This window comes from Bacillus sp. RC251 (assembly GCF_044908765.1).
GTDB lineage: Bacteria > Bacillota > Bacilli > Bacillales > Bacillaceae_G > Bacillus_A > Bacillus_A wiedmannii.
Map to the genome: position 1 here is coordinate 669,661 of NZ_JBIYDP010000001.1, position 24,349 is coordinate 694,009.

General features: G+C 35.7%; 29 protein-coding genes. 27 read left to right on the forward strand and 2 right to left on the reverse strand.

Annotation, left to right across the window (positions count from 1 at the left end; translation table 11 throughout):
- Positions 1-7: 7 nt before the first annotated feature.
- The 17 genes from ABH961_RS03555 to ABH961_RS03635 all read left to right on the forward strand — a co-directional run bounded on the left by ABH961_RS03555 (position 8) and on the right by ABH961_RS03635 (position 14,060).
- Positions 8-376 (forward strand): flagellar export chaperone FliS, encoded by a 369-nt coding sequence (locus tag ABH961_RS03555; RefSeq protein ID WP_098080149.1) that lies wholly within the window; start codon positions 8-10, stop codon positions 374-376.
- Positions 366-638 (forward strand): hypothetical protein, encoded by a 273-nt coding sequence (locus ABH961_RS03560; RefSeq protein ID WP_001058080.1) that lies wholly within the window; start codon positions 366-368, stop codon positions 636-638. The genes ABH961_RS03555 and ABH961_RS03560 overlap by 11 nt, the downstream gene beginning before the upstream one ends.
- 369 nt (positions 639-1,007) lie before the next feature.
- Entirely contained in the window at positions 1,008-1,415 is a 408-nt protein-coding gene (flgB, locus tag ABH961_RS03565) for a flagellar basal body rod protein FlgB (RefSeq protein WP_070805664.1), read from the forward strand.
- A 20-nt stretch (positions 1,416-1,435) separates the two neighbouring features.
- A complete protein-coding gene (gene flgC / locus ABH961_RS03570) occupies positions 1,436-1,849 on the forward strand; it encodes a flagellar basal body rod protein FlgC (protein ID WP_000484673.1) in 414 nt (137 codons plus the stop codon).
- A 16-nt stretch (positions 1,850-1,865) separates the two neighbouring features.
- Positions 1,866-2,165 (forward strand): flagellar hook-basal body complex protein FliE, encoded by a 300-nt coding sequence (gene fliE, locus ABH961_RS03575; RefSeq protein WP_048551712.1) that lies wholly within the window; start codon positions 1,866-1,868, stop codon positions 2,163-2,165.
- A 22-nt stretch (positions 2,166-2,187) separates the two neighbouring features.
- A complete protein-coding gene (locus ABH961_RS03580) occupies positions 2,188-3,765 on the forward strand; it encodes a flagellar M-ring protein FliF C-terminal domain-containing protein (protein ID WP_098080151.1) in 1,578 nt (525 codons plus the stop codon).
- Positions 3,766-3,778: 13 nt separating this feature from the next.
- On the forward strand, positions 3,779-4,783 hold the full coding sequence (locus tag ABH961_RS03585) for a flagellar motor switch protein FliG (protein ID WP_000883360.1): 1,005 nt from the start codon (positions 3,779-3,781) through the stop codon (positions 4,781-4,783).
- Entirely contained in the window at positions 4,770-5,459 is a 690-nt protein-coding gene (locus ABH961_RS03590) for a FliH/SctL family protein (RefSeq protein ID WP_098080153.1), read from the forward strand. Before ABH961_RS03585 ends, ABH961_RS03590 begins: the two co-directional genes overlap by 14 nt.
- Positions 5,456-6,760, forward strand: a complete 1,305-nt coding sequence (fliI, locus tag ABH961_RS03595; protein ID WP_098080155.1) for a flagellar protein export ATPase FliI — start codon at positions 5,456-5,458, stop codon at positions 6,758-6,760. The genes ABH961_RS03590 and fliI overlap by 4 nt, the downstream gene beginning before the upstream one ends.
- 116 nt (positions 6,761-6,876) lie before the next feature.
- The gene (locus tag ABH961_RS03600) at positions 6,877-7,287 is read left to right on the forward strand and encodes a cytoplasmic protein (RefSeq protein WP_098080157.1); all 411 of its coding nucleotides are present in this window, start codon (positions 6,877-6,879) and stop codon (positions 7,285-7,287) included.
- Between the two features lie 10 nt (positions 7,288-7,297).
- Complete coding sequence (locus ABH961_RS03605; protein WP_141520071.1) at positions 7,298-8,407, forward strand: flagellar hook-length control protein FliK; 1,110 nt, start codon at positions 7,298-7,300, stop codon at positions 8,405-8,407.
- A 3-nt stretch (positions 8,408-8,410) separates the two neighbouring features.
- Complete coding sequence (locus ABH961_RS03610; protein WP_001143481.1) at positions 8,411-8,983, forward strand: flagellar hook assembly protein FlgD; 573 nt, start codon at positions 8,411-8,413, stop codon at positions 8,981-8,983.
- A 21-nt stretch (positions 8,984-9,004) separates the two neighbouring features.
- On the forward strand, positions 9,005-10,318 hold the full coding sequence (gene flgE, locus ABH961_RS03615) for a flagellar hook protein FlgE (protein ID WP_098080160.1): 1,314 nt from the start codon (positions 9,005-9,007) through the stop codon (positions 10,316-10,318).
- Between the two features lie 49 nt (positions 10,319-10,367).
- The gene (locus ABH961_RS03620) at positions 10,368-10,706 is read left to right on the forward strand and encodes a DUF3964 family protein (protein WP_000213334.1); all 339 of its coding nucleotides are present in this window, start codon (positions 10,368-10,370) and stop codon (positions 10,704-10,706) included.
- A 267-nt stretch (positions 10,707-10,973) separates the two neighbouring features.
- On the forward strand, positions 10,974-11,459 hold the full coding sequence (locus ABH961_RS03625) for a LysR family transcriptional regulator (protein WP_098080162.1): 486 nt from the start codon (positions 10,974-10,976) through the stop codon (positions 11,457-11,459).
- A gap of 119 nt (positions 11,460-11,578) precedes the next feature.
- Complete coding sequence (locus tag ABH961_RS03630; RefSeq protein WP_097817762.1) at positions 11,579-12,487, forward strand: chemotaxis protein; 909 nt, start codon at positions 11,579-11,581, stop codon at positions 12,485-12,487.
- Positions 12,488-13,112: 625 nt separating this feature from the next.
- The gene (locus tag ABH961_RS03635) at positions 13,113-14,060 is read left to right on the forward strand and encodes a DNA-binding domain-containing protein (RefSeq protein WP_098080164.1); all 948 of its coding nucleotides are present in this window, start codon (positions 13,113-13,115) and stop codon (positions 14,058-14,060) included.
- Positions 14,061-14,154: 94 nt separating this feature from the next.
- Here ABH961_RS03635 and ABH961_RS03640 read toward each other — a convergent pair whose 3' ends face one another.
- Both ABH961_RS03640 and ABH961_RS03645 read right to left on the reverse strand, forming a co-directional pair.
- Positions 14,155-14,955, reverse strand: coding sequence for a flagellin N-terminal helical domain-containing protein (locus tag ABH961_RS03640; protein WP_098080166.1), 801 nt, complete (start codon positions 14,953-14,955; stop codon positions 14,155-14,157).
- A gap of 239 nt (positions 14,956-15,194) precedes the next feature.
- Positions 15,195-16,316 carry a flagellin N-terminal helical domain-containing protein gene (locus tag ABH961_RS03645; protein ID WP_098080168.1) on the reverse strand — a complete coding sequence of 374 codons (1,122 nt, stop codon included), beginning with the start codon at positions 16,314-16,316 and terminating at the stop codon, positions 15,195-15,197.
- A gap of 256 nt (positions 16,317-16,572) precedes the next feature.
- Between ABH961_RS03645 and ABH961_RS03650 the strand changes: the two genes are divergently transcribed.
- The 10 genes from ABH961_RS03650 to flhA all read left to right on the forward strand — a co-directional run bounded on the left by ABH961_RS03650 (position 16,573) and on the right by flhA (position 24,339).
- Positions 16,573-17,358, forward strand: a complete 786-nt coding sequence (locus tag ABH961_RS03650) for a lytic transglycosylase domain-containing protein (RefSeq protein WP_098080170.1) — start codon at positions 16,573-16,575, stop codon at positions 17,356-17,358.
- Positions 17,359-17,421: 63 nt separating this feature from the next.
- A complete protein-coding gene (locus tag ABH961_RS03655; protein ID WP_000775712.1) occupies positions 17,422-17,646 on the forward strand; it encodes a flagellar motor switch protein FliN in 225 nt (74 codons plus the stop codon).
- A 14-nt stretch (positions 17,647-17,660) separates the two neighbouring features.
- Positions 17,661-18,647, forward strand: a complete 987-nt coding sequence (gene fliM / locus ABH961_RS03660; protein WP_098068106.1) for a flagellar motor switch protein FliM — start codon at positions 17,661-17,663, stop codon at positions 18,645-18,647.
- A gap of 10 nt (positions 18,648-18,657) precedes the next feature.
- Positions 18,658-19,017 carry a flagellar motor switch protein FliN gene (gene fliN, locus ABH961_RS03665; RefSeq protein WP_000680019.1) on the forward strand — a complete coding sequence of 120 codons (360 nt, stop codon included), beginning with the start codon at positions 18,658-18,660 and terminating at the stop codon, positions 19,015-19,017.
- Positions 19,018-19,029: 12 nt separating this feature from the next.
- A complete protein-coding gene (locus ABH961_RS03670) occupies positions 19,030-19,350 on the forward strand; it encodes a hypothetical protein (RefSeq protein WP_000121176.1) in 321 nt (106 codons plus the stop codon).
- Positions 19,347-20,105, forward strand: a complete 759-nt coding sequence (locus ABH961_RS03675) for a flagellar type III secretion system pore protein FliP (RefSeq protein ID WP_098080172.1) — start codon at positions 19,347-19,349, stop codon at positions 20,103-20,105. Before ABH961_RS03670 ends, ABH961_RS03675 begins: the two co-directional genes overlap by 4 nt.
- Before the next feature lie 33 nt (positions 20,106-20,138).
- Positions 20,139-20,414: a flagellar biosynthetic protein FliQ gene (locus ABH961_RS03680; protein ID WP_001098085.1), complete on the forward strand. Its 276-nt coding sequence runs from the start codon at positions 20,139-20,141 to the stop codon at positions 20,412-20,414.
- Positions 20,415-20,429: 15 nt separating this feature from the next.
- The gene (locus ABH961_RS03685) at positions 20,430-21,191 is read left to right on the forward strand and encodes a flagellar biosynthetic protein FliR (protein ID WP_001055716.1); all 762 of its coding nucleotides are present in this window, start codon (positions 20,430-20,432) and stop codon (positions 21,189-21,191) included.
- A gap of 10 nt (positions 21,192-21,201) precedes the next feature.
- Positions 21,202-22,248 carry a flagellar type III secretion system protein FlhB gene (gene flhB / locus ABH961_RS03690; RefSeq protein WP_048543383.1) on the forward strand — a complete coding sequence of 349 codons (1,047 nt, stop codon included), beginning with the start codon at positions 21,202-21,204 and terminating at the stop codon, positions 22,246-22,248.
- Positions 22,249-22,272: 24 nt separating this feature from the next.
- The gene (gene flhA / locus ABH961_RS03695) at positions 22,273-24,339 is read left to right on the forward strand and encodes a flagellar biosynthesis protein FlhA (RefSeq protein WP_062822490.1); all 2,067 of its coding nucleotides are present in this window, start codon (positions 22,273-22,275) and stop codon (positions 24,337-24,339) included.
- Positions 24,340-24,349 lie beyond the last annotated feature (10 nt).

Here is a 24,349-nt window from a genome sequence, read left to right on the forward strand (position 1 = left end):
TGATCGTATGCAAGCATGGCAACGTTATATGCAAAATGATATTATGACGAGTAATCCGATTAAAAATACAATTTTTATTTATGAAAGATGTATTGTAGAGTTTCGTAATTTAGAAGAGCTTTTACATACTTTTAAACTACAAGAAGGAGATGCACTTCTTGAAAAGTTAGAACGTATTTTTGAAGAATTAAAGCTTCAATTAAATCCTGAAATTACGAAAGATTTATATGATAGTTTATACGGTTTATACGATTGGATTAGCATACAAATTCAAGCGATGAAAGTAACGCGTGAAGCAAAAGACATGGATGCGATTGTGAAAGTGTTACAAGATTTAATAGACGGTTACCGCGGAGCACTTGAAAATGAACAATGATATTTATCGGACGTTTGTCGGCTGTTTTAATGAAATCGGTGAATTGCAAGTGTCGGATGGAGAGTTTGCTGAGAAGAGTGAGATGTTAAATCGTTGGATGATGACTTTGGATGAAGAAACGCGCGCACAAGTTGCGGCAGAAGTAAGCCCATTCATTATTAAGGCGGCACAGCATATTCGAGATAAGCAAAAGATTTTGGAAGAAATGATTATGACAAATGATGGGCGCATGAAAGCTAATTCATTTTACGGTAAATTTTAATGATTGAGTTTAGAAACGGATTCCCCTTTTAAGAGGGGATCCATTCCTTTGTTTAAATAAAGACTTCCGCTGATTGAGGTTTCATTTTATGACTGTAATGAAAAAATAGTAGTAATCTAAATAATATGAAAATGAACTTTAGTTTGTAGATCATATATTGAAATGTTTCATAGATTATTGCGTGAATACAGTTTTTTTGTATTCTTTTTTATATTTTTGTATTTTTCTAAAGACAACAATGGAAAAATGGAATAAAATATGTAAGGGTACATGATTGTTAATATTTTAATAAACACATATAAGAAAATAAATAATGAAGTGAAACTTCCATCAGTGGATCATTAAGTTAAAAAAGAAAGGGTGTGGAATATGCCAGATTTAGTGAGTGATGTAGGCCATTATATGAATTATTTAGTGACGAAACGAAATACTGTTTCTAGTAATATTGCAAATGCGAATACACCCGGCTATAAAGCACAAGATGTAACATTTGCTGAGCAAATGAATAAAAGTAGTGCATTATACAAGAACAATGCTGCGGACTTAAAGAGTAATCCGGATTTATATCAAACGAATGAAATGCACTTACCGACAGTGAATATGAAAAATACATATGCAAAGATTCAAACAAAATCAATGCAAACGAATAAAGATGGAAATAGTGTGGATGTAACGACAGAAATGCTAGATTTAATGAAAGCAAATCAGTTATACGGTATTTCAATCAACGCAATTAATACACAATATGCAATTAACCAAGCGGCACGCGGACGTTAAAAGTAGAAGGAGAGACAACGATGTTTCAGGCAATTAATGCAAGTGGCTCAGGGCTAACGACAGCGAGAAAGTGGATGGAAGTTACTTCTAACAATATTGTAAATGCAAATACAACGGCTGCTCCGGGGGCAGATTTATATGAGCGTCGTAGTGTAGTGCTAGAATCAAACAATAGTTTTGCAAATATGTTAGATGGTTCTCCTACTAATGGAGTAAAAATAAAAAGTATTGAAGCAGATAAAACTGAAAACTTAGTGTATGATCCAACACATCCGCATGCAAATGAAGAAGGATATGTACGTTATCCAAATATTGATGTGACTGCTGAAATGACGAATGTAATGGTTGCCCAAAAAATGTACGAAGCAAATACAAGTGTATTAAATGCGAATAAAAAAATGCTTGATAAAGATTTAGAAATTGGCCGAGGATAAGGGGGAATATAGTAATATGAAAATCCAACCAATGTTAAATACGCAACCATTTGGAGCAATTCAGTCAATTGGTGCACCGAAAAATTCTCAAACATCAGTAGTCGAGGGGAAAAAGTTTATTGATTTATTGGAAGATATGAATCAAACGCAAAACAATGCGCAAACAGCAGTATATGATTTATTAACTAAAGGGGTAGGAGAAACGCATGACGTTTTAATTCAGCAGAAGAAGGCTGAGTCTCAAATGAAAACGGCTGCTCTCGTACGTGATAATCTTATTGAAAATTATAAGTCACTAATTAATATGCAAATTTAGGAAAGTGGACGGGTGTGTTTAAATGGAAAAGATGAAAAATGTTATCCAATCGTTAAAAACGTGGCATAAGTTAGTAATCGGTGCTGCGCTTTTAGCGATTGTAACAGGAGCACTTTTATACTTCACCTTGCCAGATAAATATGTTGTTGTATATCAAAATTTAAATGATACAGATAAGCAAGAGATTACAGCAGAATTATCAAAGTTAGGTGTCGATTATCAGTTAGCGGCCGATGGATCGATTCGTGTGCAAAAAAATGATGCTCCATGGGTTCGAAAAGAAATGAATGGGATGGGCTTACCGTTTAATTCTAAAAGCGGTGAGGAAATTTTATTAGAAAGCTCGCTCGGTTCAAGTGAGCAAGATAAAAAAATGAAGCAAATTGTCGGTACGAAAAAGCAATTGGAACAAGATATTGTAAGGAACTTTGCGACAGTTGAAACGGCGAATGTTCAAATTACATTACCTGAAAAAGAGACGATTTTTGATGAGGAAAAAGCAAAAGGGACAGCAGCGATTACGGTTGGTGTGAAGCGTGGCCAATTATTAACGGCAGATCAAGTTGCGGGTATACAGCAAATGATTAGTGCAGCAGTTCCTGGCGTGAAAGCAGAAGAAGTAAGTGTGATTGATAGTAAAAAAGGTGTAATCTCAAAAGGGGCAGATGAAGCACATTCTACTAGTTCCTCTTCTTATGAAAAAGAAGTAGAGATGCAACAACAAATTGAAGGTAAATTAAAGCAAGATATTGATGCAACGTTAATGACGATGTTTAAACCGAATGAATATAAAGTGAATACGAAAGTGTCTGTAAACTATGATGAAGTTACTCGCCAGTCAGAAAAATATGGTGATAAAGGTGTACTTCGTAGTAAACAAGAGCAAGAAGAAAGCTCTACTGCACAAGAAGGAGCAGAGACGAAACAAGGCGCTGGTATTACAGCAAACGGCGAAGTACCAAACTACGGTACGAACAATAATCAAAATGGTAAAATCGTCTATGATAATAAAAATGGTAACAAAATTGAAAACTATGAAATAGATAAAACAGTTGAAACAATTAAGAAACACCCAGAATTAACGAAAACAAATGTTGTAGTATGGGTAGACAACGATACGTTAGTAAAACGAAAAATAGATATGACTACTTTCAAAGAAGCAATCGGCACAGCTGCTGGGCTTCAAGCTGATCCGAATGGAAACTTTACAAACGGTCAAGTTAACGTTGTAACTGTTCAGTTTGATCAGCCGAAAGAAGAGAAGAAGAAAGAACCAGAAGAAAGCGGCATAAACTGGTGGTTATTCGGTGGAATTCCAGCTGGTTTATTAGCGATTGGTGGTCTAGTATGGTTCTTCTTAGCAAGACGTAAGAGAAAGAAAGAAGAAGAAGAGGAATATGAAGAATACTTAGCAGAAGAGGAAATTGCTGCAAGTAGTGAAAGTATTATGGAAATTCCTGAAGAAAAAATAGTACCAGAACCAAAACCTGAACCAGAAGAACCGAAAGAACCGACGTTAGATGAACAAGTGCAGGATGCTACGAAAGAACATGTAGAAGGAACTGCAAAAGTAATTAAAAAATGGTTAAATGGACAGTAAGGGAGGAACAACGATGTTAGATGAAATCTCCTCCAAAGAAAAAGCTGCCATCCTTATTCGTACATTAGAAGAAGGGGTGGCAGCAAAAGTCATTGAATATATGACGGCTGAGGAAAAAGAAGTATTACTTCGTGAAATTGCGAAGTTTCGTGTATATAAACCGGAAACGTTAGAAAATGTACTAGGGGAGTTCTTGTATGAATTAAATGTAAAAGAATTAAACCTAGTGACTCCGGATAAAGAATATATTCGTCGCATATTTAAAAATATGCCAGAAGACGAACTAGAAAAATTATTAGAAGATCTTTGGTATAACAAAGATAATCCGTTTGAATTCTTAAATTCACTTGCGGATTTAGAACCACTTCTCACTGTACTTAATGATGAATCGCCACAAACGATTGCGATTATCGCTTCTTATATTAAACCGCAGCTTGCTTCTCAATTAATTGAGAGATTACCAGATCATAAGCGAGTAGAAACGGTAATGGGGATTGCGAAGCTAGAGCAAGTAGATGGTGAATTAATAAATCAAATTGGGGATTTATTAAAATCAAAATTAAATAATATGGCGTTTAATGCAATTAATAAAACAGATGGCTTGAAAACAATAGTAAACATTTTAAATAACGTTTCACGAGGTGTTGAAAAAACAGTCTTTCAAAAGCTGGATGAAATGGATTATGAGTTATCTGAGAAAATTAAAGAAAACATGTTTGTATTTGAAGACTTACTCGGACTTGAAGATCTTGCACTTCGTCGTGTGTTAGAGGAAATTACAGATAATGGTGTTATTGCGAAAGCACTTAAAATTGCAAAAGAAGAGATTAAAGAGAAATTATTTACATGTATGTCTTCAAATCGTAAAGAGATGATTCTAGAAGAATTAGATGGCTTAGGACCGCTTAAGATGACGGATGCTGAAAAGGCACAGCAAACGATTACGGGTACAGTGAAAAAGCTAGAGAAGGAAGGAAGAATTATCGTTCAAAGAGGTGAAGATGATGTCCTTATTTAAAAACAGAATTCCGAAGAATTCTGTTTCTTTTTCTGAAGAAAGGTATGAATTACAATACCCAAAGCCAGCCGCAGTTCATATAGAAGAGGAAGAATTACAAGTTGATCATGCAGAACTTCGCGCGCAGCAAGAATCGTTACATATGGAAATGAATCAGCTAAGGCAAGAGCAGCAAATGCTAGAACGAGAGCGTCAACAGCTATTGCAAGATAAAGAACAATTTCAAATGCATATTCATGAACAAATGGAGCAGATGGAAGCAGCACGTATGCAGTTTCAAAAAGAACAACAAGAAACAGCATATGAATGGACAGAGTTATTATGGGATCAATCTTTTCAACTAGCAGAAAAAATTGTAAATCAAGCAGTAGATTCGCGCGTGCTTGATGTGTTACCTATTTTAACTGGCATCGTTCAAACGTTGCCTACTTCGTTTGAAAAATTAGTCATTACAGTACATCCAGAAACATTTGAACGTATTCAAGAAGAGAAGGAAAATACGAAAGAATATTGGCTACTACAATTAGTAGAATGGAAGTATGATTTCTCCTTGCAGTTCGGTGAATTTGTTCTGGAAGAAGAGAAAGAGTTCTTTGAATTTAAATTTGCACCTATATTTGCGAAACTTCGCCAGAAATGGGAAGAGGGGAAGTTATTTGAGGAGCAAAATGTATGAATAACAAGCTCATGAACGAACATAGTAAATGGAATACGTTTATTGAAACCCCGTTTTATACGAAAGTCGGTAAAGTTCATAGTGTACAAGAACAGTTTTTCGTAGCGAAAGGGCCAAAGGCGAAAATTGGAGATGTTTGTTTCGTTGGGGAACATAATGTTTTATGTGAAGTGATTGCGATTGAAAAAGAAAACAATATGCTACTTCCATTTGAGCAAACAGAAAAAGTATGTTATGGAGATTCAGTTACATTAGTTGCAGAAGATGTTGTCATACCTCGTGGGAATCATTTACTCGGAAAAGTGTTAAGCGCAAATGGCGAAGTACTAAATGAGGATGCAGAGAATATTCCATTACAAAAAATAAAACTAGATGCCCCGCCTATTCATGCATTTGAACGTGAAGAAATTACCGATGTATTTGAAACTGGAATCAAATCGATTGATTCTATGCTAACAATTGGCATCGGTCAAAAGATTGGTATTTTTGCTGGTTCTGGTGTTGGTAAATCTACTTTACTCGGAATGATTGCGAAAAACGCAAAAGCTGACATTAATGTTATTAGTTTAGTAGGAGAACGTGGCCGAGAAGTAAAAGACTTTATTCGAAAAGAATTAGGTGAAGAAGGAATGCGAAAAAGCGTCGTTGTTGTAGCGACGTCAGATGAAAGTCACCTAATGCAACTTCGTGCAGCGAAGCTTGCGACATCTATTGCTGAATACTTCCGTGATCAAGGCAATAACGTACTACTTATGATGGATTCTGTTACTCGTTTTGCGGATGCCCGCAGAAGCGTTGATATTGCCGTTAAAGAGTTGCCGATTGGTGGTAAGACACTCTTAATGGAAAGTTATATGAAGAAGTTGTTAGAGCGCTCTGGGAAAACACAAAAGGGATCTATAACAGGTATTTATACCGTACTCGTTGATGGAGACGATTTAAACGGCCCTGTACCAGATTTAGCGCGTGGTATTTTAGATGGACATATTGTATTAAAACGTGAGCTTGCAACACTTAGTCATTACCCTGCTATTTCAGTGCTAGACTCAGTGAGTAGGATTATGGAAGAAATCGTTTCGCCAACTCATTGGCAACTTGCAAATGAAATGAGAAAAATCTTATCTGTTTATAAAGAAAATGAATTGTATTTTAAATTAGGAACGATTCAAGAAAATGCAGAAAATGCTTATATTTTTGAATGTAAAAACAAAGTAGAAGGTATAAATACGTTTTTAAAACAAGGTCGATCTGATAGTTTCCAATTTGATGATATTGTTGAAGCGATGCACCATATAGTATAAGACCTCTGCCCAAGAGGTCTTATTTTTTTGTTTTTTAATATTTCACAGATTTTTTTGGAAAAAAACTATATAATAGAAAAAGAGAACGTTATAATAGGAAGGGGCTATAAAAACAGGTGGATAAGCAGCAGTACGACACGATAAAATTGCAAATAAATCAAGAAAAAGAACAGATTTTGAAAGAAGTGTATGAATTAACAGGTGAAAAAAGAAAAATAGAACAAAAAAAAGAATATGATTTATATGTAGTAAAATCGCGTAGTAAAGTCGTACAAACTGGGCAGCGTATAATGGCTGGCATGCTTTCGTCACATACGTTTTCACCTGAAAGAATAGAAGAATGGAATCGTAAAATTAAAAAAACGGAAGATTTTATTCAAAAAAATGAAAGCCTTTTAGAGCAAGTAAAAGAAAAAGAACGTGTCATTGATGAGATGTATCAAGAAGGTTGTAGAAAGCTTGCTAAAGTACGAGAAAAGCAGGAAGAAAAAATGCTTCTTGATTTGAAAATGTGTATGAATGGATGAGGTGAATATAGTGATACAGTCTGTATTACCGGTGCAACAAAGTTTACCTCCGCAAAAAGAAAAAGGGCTAGAAGTACAATCAAAAAGTGAAGATTCTTCATTCGATCGTACGATGAGAATGGAAAATAAAAAGCAGCCGAAAACGGAGAAAATGAAACAAGAAGAAGCACCAAAAGAAGAAAAAAAAGAATATATTCTTTCTAAACAATCAGTAACGAAAGAAGAGCCAATTGTAAAGAAAGAAGAAAAAAAAGAGACAGAACAGTTACTATTAGCTGTATCTGAGCAAATGGTTGCAATTGAGCAATTACGTGTGCAACCGGAATTGTTATATCAATACATACAAAAAATACAAGAGCTATATAAAGAATATGGGAATATAAAACTTAACGAATTACCCGCAGCAGAATTACAGCAGTTACAAGAGCTCCTTTCAAATATGAATATCAAAAATGCTATATGTTTAGAAGATACAATGCAAATGGTATTAGACAAAATGAAGATGCCGGAGCAAACGATGCAAGCATTGAAAGTTGTAGAAACAGAAACTTGTAATATTGCAAAAAAACAAGAAGAGTTTAAAGACACAGATTTTCCGAAAGCTGAGGGCGATGATGTAAAGATAGAGTTGCCGGAAGGTGATGTGTTAAACGATTCGAGTTCAACGGGTGCGGAGTTGCTAAATAAAGCAACGGGTACGGATCAAATAGGGAAATCAAATAGTGGCGCTGAGAAAGTTACGTTACCTGACTTAGGAAAGAAAATGGAAGCACAAGTAGAAGCGTTGCAAAAATTTGTAGTGAAACAAGAGCGTGTTTTATTTCAGTTAAATCCAGAAAAACTTGGTACATTAACGGTGTTTATGAAAAAACATGGAGATCAAATTGATGTTCACGTAGAAATGGAAAAACATGATGCGAAAAAACGTGTTGAAATCATTTTTGATGAATTGAGACTGAAGTTAAAAGAAAAAGAAATCAATATTCAAATTAGCTATTCAGATAAAGATGAAAACCGTAAAGAGCAGCGAGAACAAGAGCAAAGACAAAAACAAAAATTAGCAAGTACGAAACATGAAAAACAACATGCAAAAGAATTTGCGGGATTATTGGAGGAATAAAGTGTGCCAACAGTTGGATTAAATACAACGAGTACAAATCATATTCCGTTACAAGCAGGAGCACAAACAAAAAACGCATCTGTTACTGGTGCACAGTCGACAGCTCAACAAGCAAACGGAGTATCAGCAAGTACTCAAAAAACACCCGGTATTATGGATAAAGATGATTTCCTGAAACTTTTCTTAGCAAGCTTTCAACATCAAGACCCGTTTAATGCGATGGATATGAACCAAATGATGAACCAAACAGCACAGCTATCGCTTATGGAGCAAGTACAGAATATGACGAAAGCAGTAGATAAACTGCAATCAACGATGTATTCGACGGCTCTTGATGGAGGGATGAAGTTTTTAGGAAAGTACGTTAGAGGTGTAAGCAATAATGGAAAGCAAGTGACTGGTCAAGTGGAAACAGTTCGACTTGCTGAAAATAACGATGTGCAACTTATTGTTGATAATCAAGTTGTCTCACTTCGTTTCATAGAGAGGGTTTCTGATAAACCGATAACAGAAACTAATCCGGAAGATGAGAAGAAAGATGATATAGAAAAAAATGAAGAGGTTAAACCAGATTAATAAAAGGAGTGTACAAAGGTTATGATTAAAGCGTTATATACAAGTATTACAGGGATGAATGCAGCACAAAATGCATTAAGTGTTACTTCAAATAATATTGCAAATGCACAAACAGTTGGATATAAAAAGCAAAAAGCTATTTTTGATGATTTACTATATAATAATACGGTTGGTTCACGTGGTGATGGTGCTTATGCTGGCACGAATCCAAAGAGTATTGGTAACGGTGTAAAGTTCAGTGGGACATCTACAGATTTTAGTGATGGTTCTATTACTTTAACTAGTGATAAGATGGAGACAGCGATAGAAGGAAACGGTTTGTTTTTAGTTGGTGATCGTAACGGTGGGAATGTAGAGTATACGAGAAAAGGGTCTTTCGGTGTATCGAAAGATAGCTATGTTACAAATACAGGTGGACAGTATGTACTAGGTTATGGTGTAAAAACAGGAACACAAGAAGTAGATTTTTCTTCACGACCAAGCCCAATCCATATTCCAATGGGATCAGCTGTTGGTGGGATTCAAACAGATAAAGCGACAATAAGCGGAAACCTTCCTAGGAACCAAAATGCATTATCTCACGAATTCACAGTTTTTGATGCGGAAGGGAACTCGTTAACGTTACGTGTAAATATTAAGCAAAAGACTGAATCAGAGATTGTAGATGGTAAAGAAGTTAAAAAACCGAAGGCAGGTGAATATACATATTCAGTTTCTGTAAGAAATGATTCTAAAAACGACAAAGAATTTAAGCCTATTGAAGGCATGCCAGACGACAAACCCCTTATATTTGATACATTAGGAAATTTAAAGCAAACAGATGAACCTGTACAAAAGGATCCAGTAACTGGTGAAATTACTAATGGTGGATCTGTTCAAATTCCTTTTGGTGGTGGTCTAACACTTGATTTAAGCGGATTAACAAATTATCCGACAGGAAAAACTATTTCTACAACAGAAGTAACGGGGCGCCCAGCTGCAATTGCAAATGACTATTCTATTTCAGACGGTGGTTTCGTTATGATGAAATATTCAGATGGTAGTATGAAAGTTGTAGGACAACTAGCTGTAGCTACATTCCCGAATTCAGGTGGATTAATGAAAACAGGGAATGGAAATTACGTTGCGACACCATCAGCGGGTATTCCAGGGGTAGGTGTTGCTGGTGAGAATGGTGCAGGGAATGTACGAGGGTCAGCAAAAGAAAGTTCAAATGTAGATTTATCTGTAGAATTTGTTGATTTAATGCTTTATCAACGTGGATTCCAAGGAAATGCGAAAGTAATTAAAGTTTCAGATGAAGTATTAAATGAAGTAGTAAACTTAATTCGATAATATATCATAAAGTAAAATTGTAATGTAGTAGAAAGGGTTTTTTATTCGTATGACGACAAGACAAGAGCGAATTTTACAATTGCCTTTTTTCGAAAATAAACGTGAACTTGCCGAGCAAGTGTTAAAAATGGAACGAGAAGAGCATATATATTTACCTGATCAATTTGAAATTAAGCAAGTACCTGCATATTCATTTGGTGAAAAGCAATCGATTATTGGCCGTATTCATGAGTTTTATTTCGTAAGTGTTGGTAGCGAAGGAGAATGGAAGTATCAACTGTTTAAGGACGAGATGAAGTGCCGTGAGTTTTTTATTACACTATCAGGGATAACGGATCAGCAGATTGCATTTTGGTTCAATAACATCGAGTTATTGAAAAGCTCTTAAAAGACTTTAAAAGCTCTTTTTAGGTTTTGAGAGGGGTCCTCTGGCGATGTGTGGTAGCGGTTAGTGCCTAATAGATTCTCGACCGGTGTGTAAGCCCAGAGATATGGAGAGTTACTAAGATAGTTGAAGAAGAGGTAAGCGAAGTGTGGATAACAGCTATGATCCGCATGGGGTTGTAAAGAGATATGAAATAATCATATCATACTATCTCAGTGCCTTTCGGAGAGTTTGTGAGGATAGATTTTAATAAAAGGAGAGGTGAGGAGGATGGCGCAGAATAAGTATCGCGTTACATTCATTTCGCCAAGTGAGGTTGAGCAGCGGACTGTAATGGCGGCGAGTAGTTTGCCAGATTTAATTCGTAAAGTAGAGAGTATTATTGCAGATCCGAACGGTTATTTTGTAAATGATAAAAAAAATAATTGCTATTTTAAAGTGATTAAAGAAAATGTTACATTTATTCAATATGAGTTACTATTTTCTGATAAAGAAATTCATATTGAAAAATTAAAACATATAGCACCAGCTATATTGAAACAATTATTTAACAAAATAAATGATCCAGAATTATATGCGCTTGCGCTACTTGATGTTGATATAGCGACGAAAGAATATGTGCTAGAAGAAATGGATTCGAAGCTAAGAATACGAGTAGAAACGGAGCTTTCAAAAAAGTGGGAAGCAATGCCGACAGAAATTGTAGGGGCGCAAGAAGTGTTATTAGAGGCACTTGCTTCGTTTATACAAGATTAAGCGTTTTTTTTATAAATCGTTCGACTATCTATATTTTTCATATAGGTAGTTGACTTTTTCGCTTTTATAAAGCTTAATAATTAGATATACGGAATTAATGGAAGGGGAGCGACACCTTTATGTCACAAGCACAAAGTATTTTATTAGAAAGCGGAACAAATGAATTAGAGATTGTCACATATACTGTTGGTGAAAATCTGTTTAGTATCAACGTAATGAAAGTACGTGAAATCATTAATCCATTCCCTGTTACAACTGTTCCAGAATCTCATCATGCAGTTGAAGGTGTTGTTCAAGTACGCGGTGAAATTTTACCTGTTATTAACTTAGCGACAGCTCTTAATTTAAAATCGACAAAGCCACTTGATCAAACGAAATTTATTATTTCAGAATTAAATCAAATGAAAGTTATTTTCCGCGTTGATGAAGTGCATCGTATTCAACGTATTTCGTGGGAACAAATTGATGAACCAGCTTCATTGTCTATGGGACTAGAAGAAACGACATCTGGTATTGTAAAACTAGATGGAAAAATCATCTTACTATTAGATTACGAGAAAATTGTATGTGAAATTAGCGGGACTGGTTATGATAATAAATCCCTTTCAAAATTAGAACAAAAAACAGATCGAGCTGAAAAAGTGATTTATATTGCGGAAGATTCAGCGATGCTTCGTCAAATATTAGAAGAAACATTATCATCAGCTGGATATACGAAAATGAACTTCTTCAGCAATGGTGCAGAAGCATTGGCGCAAATTGAAAAGCTAGCGAAAGAGCAAGGCGAAAAAATGTTTGAACATATTCACTTGCTAATTACGGATATTGAAATGCCAAAAATGGATGGACACCATTTAACGAAAGTAATTAAAGATGGTGAAGTAATGAATCGTTTACCGGTTGTTATTTTCTCTTCATTAATTACAAATGAATTATTCCATAAAGGCGAAGCTGTGGGAGCAAATGCTCAAGTAAGTAAGCCAGATATTCAAGAGTTAATTGGTTTAGTAGATAAGTTAGTACTTTAAAAGCTTTTATTGGCTGGAAGAGAGAATCTAGCGAGGTCAGTGCCTAATAGAGCCCCTGCGATGTGAGACCAGATATATGGAGTGGTTTTAGGTCAGTAGAAGAAAAGAGCCTTTGATTGAGGGTTTGAAGAACTGATATACAACTCTATTTTTTTAGTAGGGAGGAGGGAACTAGCCACGTGTAAGTAGTACTGGCTAGTTCCTTTTTTGCATTCTATACTCTGCTGTACAGGTAGGAAGATTAAACAGTTCTGGAGTGTTTGTGGCTGTATGAATAGTCTCTACTTCGAGATTTTCAATTCGTTTAATGAATAAATAGCTGGCTTATTTATTTGAAAATATAAGAGAGCGTATTTTTGGATTATGCTAGTAAGGTTGCGTAGTAACGCAAACTTTTTCGGTGAAAATATATCTGAAATACCATATAATATAATTAATATGTAATTATACATATTAATTAAAAATAATTTTTCTATTTCTATACTTTCTATACATTTTTGTATGTTTAATATTTGACAGACAATTTCGAAATGTTATAATATGGATATGTAAAAATTGCTATTTTCTGAGAAGACATGGGAGTCAGATGAGAATTGTGAAAGGATGAGGGGGAGTGACACAGATTATGTATCACCACACAGCAATCAATGTATTAAGTCTTTTACAAAACATGTCAAATAATAAAATGAACGATGTGCAACTAGAAGAGGAATTTAAAAAAATAGAAAAACAATTCCAAGTAAAATATGAAGAACTAGTTGATTTACATAATAGAATGGTATTATTTCAAATAGATATAGAAAAAAATGGTGGGATGCGAGCGTATGAAAAATCAACAATTACATGGCTAAAGTCTGAGCTAGAGTTACTGTATGAAGTGTATCAATTTTCCCAACGTCACGGTTTAAACATTATTAATATTTCAAAATACGTTAGTAAAAAAGAACTAAATCTTTTTCCGAAAACAGCAAGTCAATTACAAAATACGTATTACAAATTAAAAAAATGTGAAATACCATTTGAAAATGTTGAAAAACAAAAACCAGGACGAAAGCGAAAATATACGCCTGTAAAAGAACCAATTGTTGAGATGAAAACAGAAAACAAGAAAGAATTAAGAAAAGAAGTTGAAAATACAGAGAGTGAAAAAAGCCTTGTAACAGTTATATCTGGTATTGTTGATAATTTTGAAACGATTAGCCAGTGTAGTGAAAGAAAAGAGCATGAACTATATCAGTTCATGGAAGGGATTTATAAACTTTCTAGCATGGCGGCAGAGCGTTCAAAAGATGAAAAGAATGCACGTGGTCTCGAAGGGGAATTACATGTATTGCGAGCTGAAAATGAAAGGCTAAAACGAGAAAAGGAAGAGCTTGTTCATGATATAAAAGAAATGACGCATCATTTAATTCACTTCATTACGAGCTCTGATATTAATCAAATTCGCACATTACCTTTCTTCGTAAAAGAATGTAAACAAGATTTGCATAAATTAGGGTTATATAACGCGCAAGACGGTAAAATGAAAATTATGGTTGATCGTAGTGGGCAGGTTATGACTGTAACGCAGTAATAAAATTTGGGTACAAAACAAAAGGGAGATACATAGTGTATATGTATTTCCCTTTTGTTTTGTATGGAATCGTTTCAAAGAAGGAAGATGATTTTTAAAATTGTAGTAGCTTGGAAACCATTTGCGGTATTTGATTTGCTTGTGAAACCATACTAAGGGCAACTTCAGTTAACAATTTAAACTTTAAAAAATCGCTCATTTCCTGCGCCATATCCGCATCTTCAATCCGAGATGCAGCATCTGTTAGGGCCATACTTTGGCTATTTAAATTTTCAATATTAAACTGTAAACGATTCATCGTAGCCCCAAGATCAGCACGATGAAGTGATACATTTTGTAAAGCCTCTTCTATTTTACGAATTGCAGCTCTTGCTTCTTGTTCTGTTGAAATGTTGATGTCATGTTGTGTAGGGAAAGGGGGAGTATGTTTCGTCATATTTACTGTATGACCAATATCATCTAACGTAACAGGACGGTGTTGTCCATCAAACACGGATAAATCATTAAACTCAGTCGTCTCGCCAATATAGCTAATTTGTTCTGTTAAAGATTGAAACTCTTTATTCAGTGAATCACGGTTTGTATTTGAATTTGTACCATTTGCAGATTGAACAGCTAAATCACGCATACGCTGTAAAATATTCGTCACAGTTTGAAGAGCAGCTTCCGCTGTACGAAGCATCGATATCGCATCCTCATTATTACGAATCGCCACGCGCATACCGCTCGCTCTCGCATGCATACGAGTCACAATCGCAATGTTAGCTGGATTATCAGAAGCATGGTTTAACTTCTTACCAGTAGCTAAATGCTCCATCGCAACATGCATACGCTTCTCATTCTCATACAACGACAGCCTAGCATTTATACTTAAAACATTCGTACCAATACGCATAATAGACACTCCTTATAGATTGATATAGTTGGTAACTCTAAGTCTAATAAACGGTTATGGAAGGATAAAGGGCTTATGCTTATTTGCTGTTTTTGTTTTAACATAGGAGGGGATTAAGATAAGCACTGACCGCTTCTATGCATTGCGGGTGCTCTCTTCCATCAAAAAAAGAAAGGTTTTATAAAAAATAAACCTCTCCGCAAGCAGAGAGGTTTATTTATGAAACTAAATCAAATGGCTTATTGTAATAATTTAGAAACCATTTGTGGAGTTTGGTTTGCTTGAGAAAGCATGCTGATACCTGCTTCGTTCAAGATTTTGAACTTAGTCATTTCAGACATTTCTTTCGCCATGTCAGCGTCTTCGATTTGAGAAGCAGCAGAAGCCATAGAAGAAGATTGGCTCTTCAGGTTGTTTACGTTAAAGTCTAAACGGTTTAATGTAGCACCTAAAGTTGCGCGGTTGTCAGCAACTTTTGTAAGAGCAGCATCAATTGCAGCGATTGCAGCTAATGCATCAGATTTATCAGCGTCAGCTGCTGGCGCTGTAGCTGTAGGAAGTGTAACGTTCTTTAAAGCATCTTTAATCGCAGGTACACCGGCAGCTGCAGGTGTAGCTTCTCCTACTTTGAAATCATTTAGAGCATCTTCGAGTGTTTTAACATCTCCTGGAGTCATGCTAGCCTTGAATTTATCAAGAGAGCCTTTGATTGCATCGATATCAGTTTGTAATGAAGTTTCTGTAAGTTTGCCAATTTCGTCTTTAACAAAATCAAGATCTTTTTGGTCAACTGTAGGACCAGGAACAACTGGTTTACCAGCAGCGTCAGCTTTACCGATAGAAATATCTTTGATATTTAATTTTTCAAGTGTAACAGCTTTTAAATCGATACTGATTTGTTGTCCACCATTACTTGAATCTAGCGTTTGGATTTTAACTTCGCTGTCTGCATTCAATAAGTTTTTATCATTGAATTGCGTATTGTCTGCAATGTAAGTAATTTGTTTTTGTAATTCAGCAAATTCTTTTTGTAATGCAGATTTGTTATCATCAGTGTTTGTACCATTCGCAGATTGGTTGGCGATGTCACGCATACGAAGTAAGATGTTAGATACTGAATTCATTGCTGAGTCAGCTGTACGGATTAAAGACATACCGTTTTGCGTGTTATCAGCAGCAACACCTAATCCGCTTTCACGTGCACGCATACGAGTTGCGATTGCAAGACCTGCTGCATCGTCAGAAGCGTTGTTGATACGTTTACCGCTTGATAAACGGTCCATAGAATTGCTCATTTTTGCTTGGTTTTGGCGCATGTACTCTTGAGTACGCATGCTGTTAATGTTTGTATTAATTCTCATGTTAAGAACCCCCATTTTTTTATATTGACTTTTCTGCAAATTGAAAAACGGTAATATGCGAAAAAATCAATTTCGAGATTTATTGTAATCCTTGCTACAACGGGTGTCAACTAAAAATTCGAATTAATAAATATAAAAAAATAACAGTTTAACAATATATTCATTTTTTTATTACATAATTATTAAAAGGATTATTGCAAACTTTAAAAAAAAACTCTAATATTAGATTATCTTTGTTTACCGAAAAGGTGATATTATGATAGTTGGAAATATAGTAAAAGAAGTGCTTGCATATAAGAAAGGACAAATTCAGCAAAAGCTAAGTAGTCCACAAGCATTCGTTAGTAGTCGTTTTCAAGAGAAGTTGCAGAGTGAACCTGCGAAGGAGACGAAGGGTACTGCGCAGCCGACAAGTGTAGAGGATATGAGTCAGCCGGTACAATCTACGAAAATAGAAACGGTCTTAAATAAACCGGAACAATCTATTAATAAAGTAGAGGAAGCGAGTAAGCCTGAAGAAAAGGCTGAAACGAAGAACGTAGATGAAGTGCAAGTTGCACAAAAAGAGTTTGAACGACGTTTCCCAGAAACGAAAAATGAGGCTGTTGATACGTGGGGGTTAACGAAGAAGTATAATATTCAAAAAATACGTTCTTCAAATGAAGGGAAGTATGAGGATATTATTGATCGCGTGAGCCGTTCCTACGGAATTCCGAAAACGTTAATTCAAAAAATGATTGAAGTAGAGTCTAATTTTAATCCGAAAACGGTGTCGCATGCAGGGGCGATGGGGCTTATGCAGCTTATGCCGGCGAATGTGAAAGAGATGGGGATAAAAAATCCATTTTCACCAGCAGAAAGTATTGAAGGCGGCGTGAAAGAGTTAAGTGGTTATTTAAAGAAAAATAATGGCGACTTAGTATTAGCGCTTGCTTCTTATAATGCTGGTCCTGGTAATGTGAGAAAGTACGGAGGCGTACCTCCATTTAAAGAAACGCAAGGATATATTAAAAAAATATTAAATATCGACGTTTCAAAATAAGAGATTTCATTATATAGAGAGAACATGAAATTTTCTTGAACATGATATGGGAGTTGGCTAGATTTGAAATTACAAGATGATATTCCGTTAACAATTTATTTTGAAATCGGAAATACGAAAAAGAAAATTGAAGATCTGCTTCATATTACGAAAGGTACATTGTATCGTCTTGAAAATTCAACGAAAAATACGGTGCGTCTTATGCTTGAGAATGAAGAGATTGGAACCGGAAAGATTTTGACGAAGAATGGAAAGATGTACGTTGAAATCGTTGAATTGAAAAGGTAGGGAAGGGGATTTTCATGAGTGGCGATAAATTAAGCCAAGAGCAAATTGATGCCCTGCTGAAGGCAGTAAATGAAGGCGAGGAAATGCCAGCTTTCGCACAAGAAGCAGGGAAGCAAGATAAATTTCAAGAGTATGATTTTAATAGACCGGAGAAGTTCGGTGTTGAGCATTTACGTAGTTTGCAAGCGATTGCTTCTACGTTTGGTAAACAGACGTCACAGACGTTGTCAGCGCGTATGCGTATTCCAATTGACTTAGAGCCTTCGACAGTTGAGCAAGTTCCATTTACGAGTGAGTATGTGGAGAAAATGCCGAAAGATTACTATTTATATTGCGTCATTGACCTCGGACTTCCAGAGCTTGGAGAAATTGTTATTGAGATTGATTTAGCATTTGTTATTTACATTCATGAGTGCTGGCTCGGCGGAGATAGTAAGCGTAACTTTACGATGCGTAGACCACTGACGGCGTTCGAGTTTTTAACGCTTGATAATATTTTTGCGCTTCTATGCAAAAATTTAGAGCAATCATTTGAAAGTGTTGTAGAGATTAAACCGAAATTTGTAACGACAGAGACAGATCCAAATGCACTTAAGATTACGACAGCGAGTGATATCATTTCATTACTGAACGTAAATATGAAAACTGATTTTTGGAATACGACAGTTCGTATCGGTATTCCGTTCTTATCTGTTGAAGAAATTATGGATAAGTTAACGTCTGAAAATATTGTCGAACATTCTTCGGATAAGCGTAAAAAGTATACGTCTGAAGTAGAAGTGAAAGTAAATCAAGTGTTTAAACCTGTTCACGTTGCGATTGGTGAACAGAAGATGACAATGGGTGAGATTGAGCAAATTGAAGAGGGAGATATTATTCCGCTTCATACGAAAGTTTCGGATGAATTGCTTGGTTATGTAGATGGAAAGCATAAATTTAATTGTTTTATTGGAAAAGATGGAACGCGTAAGGCGCTCTTATTTAAAAGTTTTGTAGAGTAGGAGGATCCATATGAAGCATGAAGTATCTCCTGTGTCATTAATGGGATTAGAAGAATTTGCAGGAAAGCGAAATGAAGCGGGTAAAGCACATATTGATACTGTTTCGGATATTTCGATTGAACTTGGTGTAAAGCTTGGGAAGTCATCTATTACGCTCGGTGATGTGAAAGAGTTAAAAGTGGGCGATGTTCTGGAAGTAGAGAAAAACTTAGGACATAAAGTAGATGTGTATTTAAGTAATATGAAAGTCGGTATTGGGGAAGCGATCGTAATGGACGAGAAGTTCGGTATTATCATTTCTGAAATTGAAGCTGACAAGAAGCAAGCTGCGCTTATGAAAGCGCAAAGTCAAATGCTAGATAAAGAGTAGAGGAGGAGTCATATGTCGTATATGACGACCTTATTTCAAGTCGTTTTACTGTTTGGTGCGCTCGGCTACGGTGCATACTATATGACAAAAAAGACGCGCAAACAGCAGTTTTTTAAACAAGGTGAAAATGGCCATATTCAAGTAAAGGACGGCGTTTATTTAAATCATCAAACGAGTGCCTTTTTATTTGAAGTAGATGGAAAGCAAGTGTTCACTGTTATTAGTAATAACGGTGTACAATCTGTGCAATTAACAGGAACAGGAAATCAGTTTCAACAAGCGCTAGAAGACGCGGTGAAGAGTGAAACGAAAAAAGTAGAGGATCCATCATGAGAATAAAGAAACAGTTATCATTATTAGCCGTTATTTTCGTATTTTCTATCGTTTTTTCAATTGTTTTTGTAAATCCAGCGTATGCGGCCCCGAACGGTTTTATTAATTTCGAAAATGGAAAAGAGTTTACGAGTAATTCAAGTGTACAACTATTTGCGCTCGTTACCCTTTTATCATTATCTTCTTCTATCGTTCTATTATTTACACATTTTACTTATTTTATGATCGTTCTTGGGATTACACGTCAAGGACTTGGGGTAATGAATTTACCACCGAACCAAGTACTTGTTGGACTTGCATTGTTTTTATCACTCTTTACGATGCAGCCTGTACTTGGGCAGCTAAAGAGCGATGTGTGGGATCCGATGACGAAAGAGAAAATAACGGTAAGTCAAGCTGCGGAGACGACAGCTCCGATTATGAAAGAGTATATGTCAAAGCATACGTATAAGCATGATTTAAAAATGATGCTGAAAGTGCGCGGAGAAGAGTTGCCGAAAGAGTTGAAAGATCTTTCCTTATTTACGCTCGTACCATCCTTTACGTTAACGCAAATTCAAAAGGGATTATTAACGGGGATGTTCATTTATTTAGCGTTTGTATTTATAGATTTGATTATTAGTACACTTTTAATGTACCTCGGGATGATGATGGTACCGCCGATGATTTTAAGTTTACCATTTAAAATACTTGTTTTTGTATATTTAGGTGGATATACAAAAATCGTCGACATTATGTTTAAAACAGTCGCCTGAAGCGTTTGATGCTATGTGATAGGAGTCATATAAATGAATACGTCACCAATTATAGATATTTTTCAAACCTTTTTTTACAAAGGGGTTATGATTTTAATGCCGGTTGCCGGCGTAAGTATGATTGTCGTTATTATCATCGCTGTCATTATGGCGATGATGCAAATTCAAGAGCAAACGCTGACGTTTTTACCGAAAATGGCAAGTATTGTACTCGTTATTATCATTTTAGGTCCGTGGATGTTTCAAGAGTTAACGACGCTTATTTTAGATTTATTTGATAAAATCCCATCGCTATTGCGTTCGTACTAAGATAGGTGAACTGAAATGAATATGGAATTATGGGCGGCGACGTTTTTTGCGTTTTGCCGCATTACTTCATTTTTATATTTTTTACCGTTTTTCTCAGGGCGATCGATTCCAGCGATGGCAAAGGTTACAGTTGGACTTGCTCTTTCGATTACAGTGGCCGATCAAGTTGATGTCTCTCACATAAAGACAACTTGGGACGTTGCAGCCTATGCAGGTACGCAAATTGTAATTGGATTATCGCTTTCAAAAATTGTAGAAATGCTGTGGAACATTCCAAAAATGGCAGGGCATATTTTAGACTTTGATATCGGTTTATCACAGGCAAGTTTGTTTGATGTAAATGCAGGTTCACAGTCTACTTTACTTTCAACCATTTTTGATATATTTTTTCTCATTATTTTTATTTCACTTGGCGGCATTAATTATTTCGTTGCCACGATTTTAAAGTCGTTTCAATATACAGAGGCGATTTCAAAATTGCTGACGACTAGTTTCCTAGATAGTCTACTCGCAACGTTATTATTTGCGATTACATCAGCGGTTGAAATTGCTCTTCCGCTTATGGGAAGTTTGTTCATCATTAACTTTGTTTTAATTTTAATCGCAAAAAACGCTCCGCAATTAAACGTTTTTATGAATGCGTACGTCATTAAAATCACATGTGGTATTTTGTTTATTGCGATGAGTGTACCGATGCTCGGTTATGTGTTTAAAAATATGACGGATGTATTGCTTGAGGAATATACGAAACTATTTAATTTTTTCTTAACGAAGTAGGGGGACGCGCATGGCAAAGGATAATAAAACAGAAAAGGCCACCCCGCAGAAGCGTAAGAAATCGCGTGAAGAAGGGAATATTGCCCGGAGTAAAGATTTAAATAATTTGTTTTCCATACTTGTATTAGCAGTTGTCGTTTACTTTTTCGGAGATTGGTTAGGGTTTGAGATTGCAAACTCTGTAGCAGTGTTGTTTGATCAAATTGGAAAAAATACAGATTCGACCGAGTATTTTTATTTAATGGGTATTTTATTACTAAAAGTATCAGCCCCGATATTAATACTCGTATACGCTTTTCATTTATTTAATTATATGATTCAAGTCGGTTTCTTATTTTCTTCTAAAGTCATTAAGCCGAAAGCGTCACGTATTAACCCAAAAAACTATTTTACGAGATTGTTTAGTCGTAAAAGTTTAGTAGATATATTGAAATCACTATTTTATATGGGATTAATCGGTTACGTCGCTTACGTTCTCTTTAAAAAGAATTTAGAGAAAATCGTTAGTATGATTGGATTTAACTGGACTGCGTCACTTACTGAAATTATTAGGCAAATTAAATTTATCTTTTTAGCTATTTTAATTATATTAATCGTTCTTTCTATTATTGATTTTATTTATCAAAAATGGGAGTACGAACAAGATATTAAGATGAAAAAAGAAGAAGTAAAACGAGAGCATAAAGATAATGAAGGGGACCCGCAAGTAAAGGGAAAGCGAAAAAACTTTATGCATGCCATCTTGCAAGGGACAATTGCGAAGAAGATGGATGGTGCAACGTTTATTGTAAACAATCCGACTCATATTTCAGTCGTACTTCGGTACAATAAACAGGTTGATTCGGCGCCAATTGTCGTTGCAAAAGGGGAAGATGAGCTCGCATTATATATACGAACGCTCGCCCGCGAACAAGAAATACCAATGGTGGAAAACCGTCCACTTGCTCGTTCTTTATATTATCAAGTCGAGGAAGATGAGACGATTCCAGAAGATTTATATGTAGCTGTAATTGAAGTTATGCGCTATTTAATTCAAACGAATGAACTTGAAGTATAATAGCGCGGTTGGAGGAGATCTCTTGTGTTTAAGATAGATTCTGCAAGAACCTATTTTTCTATCTTTTTAGCAGCGTCATTCGTAGTGGCGCTCTTAATTCCACTTCCACCATTTATACTTGATATCGTTATCGTTTTTTTACTAAGTATGTCAGTGCTTATTTATATGCGAGCAACAAGTATTAACGAGTGGGATGAATTAAAGTCATTTCCGACGATGCTGTTATTAATCGGGATTTTCCGCGTATCGATTAACGTATCGACGACGCGAGCGATTTTGACAGACGGAAATGCGGGGCATGTTATTGAAGAGTTCGGTCAGTTTGTAATTGGCGGGAACTTATTAATTGGTATCGTTATTTTTATAGTATTAATTATATTCCAGTTTATCGTTGCAAACGGTGCATCTCGTACAGCTGAAGTTGCAGCTCGTTTTACACTTGATTCTTTACCCGGGAAACAAATGTCGATCGATGCTGATTTAAATCAGCGTATTATTACTGAAAAAGATGCACAGGCAAAACGAAAAAAGTTAAATATGGAAACAGAGTTTTACGGAGCGATGGATGGTGCCGGAAAGTTCATTAAAGGGGACGTTATTTTCGGGATTGTCATTTTATTCGTAAACATTATTTTCGGTTTAATTGTCGGCATGATGCAGCAGGGGATGAGTTTTGCTGATGCAGCTATTCACTATACACAGCTAACTGTCGGTGACGGAATCGTAAACCAAATCGGTTCGTTAATGCTTGCGATTTCAACAGGTATTATCGTAACACGTGTATTTGATGGTTCAGCGGATACAGTAACAGAAGGTATCTTTAAAGAGTTATTAGCACATGAAGTTGTTGTATATGCGCTTGGTGGTTTATTTATTGCGATGGGTATTTTCACTCCGCTACCATTTCTACCGTTTGCTCTTGTTGGTGGAACAATTATTTTATTAGGAATTCGTAATAAAAACAGAATAAAGAAAGAAAAAGAAGATGAGCTTCAAAAAGAATTAGAAATGATTCAAGGCGAAGATGAGCAACTGCAACAAGTGGAAGATTCATTCGGAGTATTTACAGATAAATATCCAATTATAGTAGAACTCGGTTTAGATTTAGCAGCACTTGTAAAGCAGAAAATTAACGGGGAAACAGCTCGTGATAAAGTTGTTCTTATGAGGAAGTCGATTATTACCGACCTTGGTATTAACGTTCCTGGCATTAACTTTAAAGATAATACGAGTTTTAGACCACGCGGACGTTACATTATTCGTATTAAAGGTGCGAAGGCAGCTGAAGGTGTTTTAAAATCAGGTTATTTATTAGCATTGAAAACACCGAATGTAATGGCCGATTTAGATGCAGAACCAGCAAAAGATCCAATTTTCGGTGAAGATGGATATTGGATTTTAGAGCATATGGTACAAGATGCACAAATGAAAGGCTATCAAGTATTAGAGCCGCTCAGCATATTAATTACACATTTAGATGTTATCGTTAGACGTAATCTTCATGAGTTAATTCAGCGTCAACATGTAAAAGACTTAATTAACTCGCTTGAAAATGATAACGGTGTTTTATTAGAAGAGATTAAGAAGAAAGAAATCGACTTATCACTCGTTCAAAATGTTATTAAACAACTTCTAAAAGAGGGTATTTCTATTCGTGATTTACCAACTATTATCGAAGGTATTATTGACGGAAAAGAAATTTATCAAAATCATGTAGACGGTGTAACGTCATTCGTCCGTGAATGTATTTCAAAAGTGATTTGTGAAAATGCAAAAAATCCTGACGGTAAAATTTATGCGGCGCTCTTCTCAGATTCAATCGAGTTAGATGCGGATGTTGTAAATAATTCATACCAAGGTTACTTATTAAACTGGGATTTAGATTTAGAAACACGTGTTGTTGAACAAGTACAGCGTGTCTTTAAACAAGCTCGTTTAATGGGAAGAGAACCAGTATTATTAACGCGTAGAAAAGATTTCAGATTTGCGATTGTAAGACTTCTTGAGCGTTATCAAGTAGAAGCGCAAGTACTTTGTATTAGCGAATTAGCACCGGAAATTGTTGTAGATCAAATTGCCTATATTGAATAGTAGGGGGTGA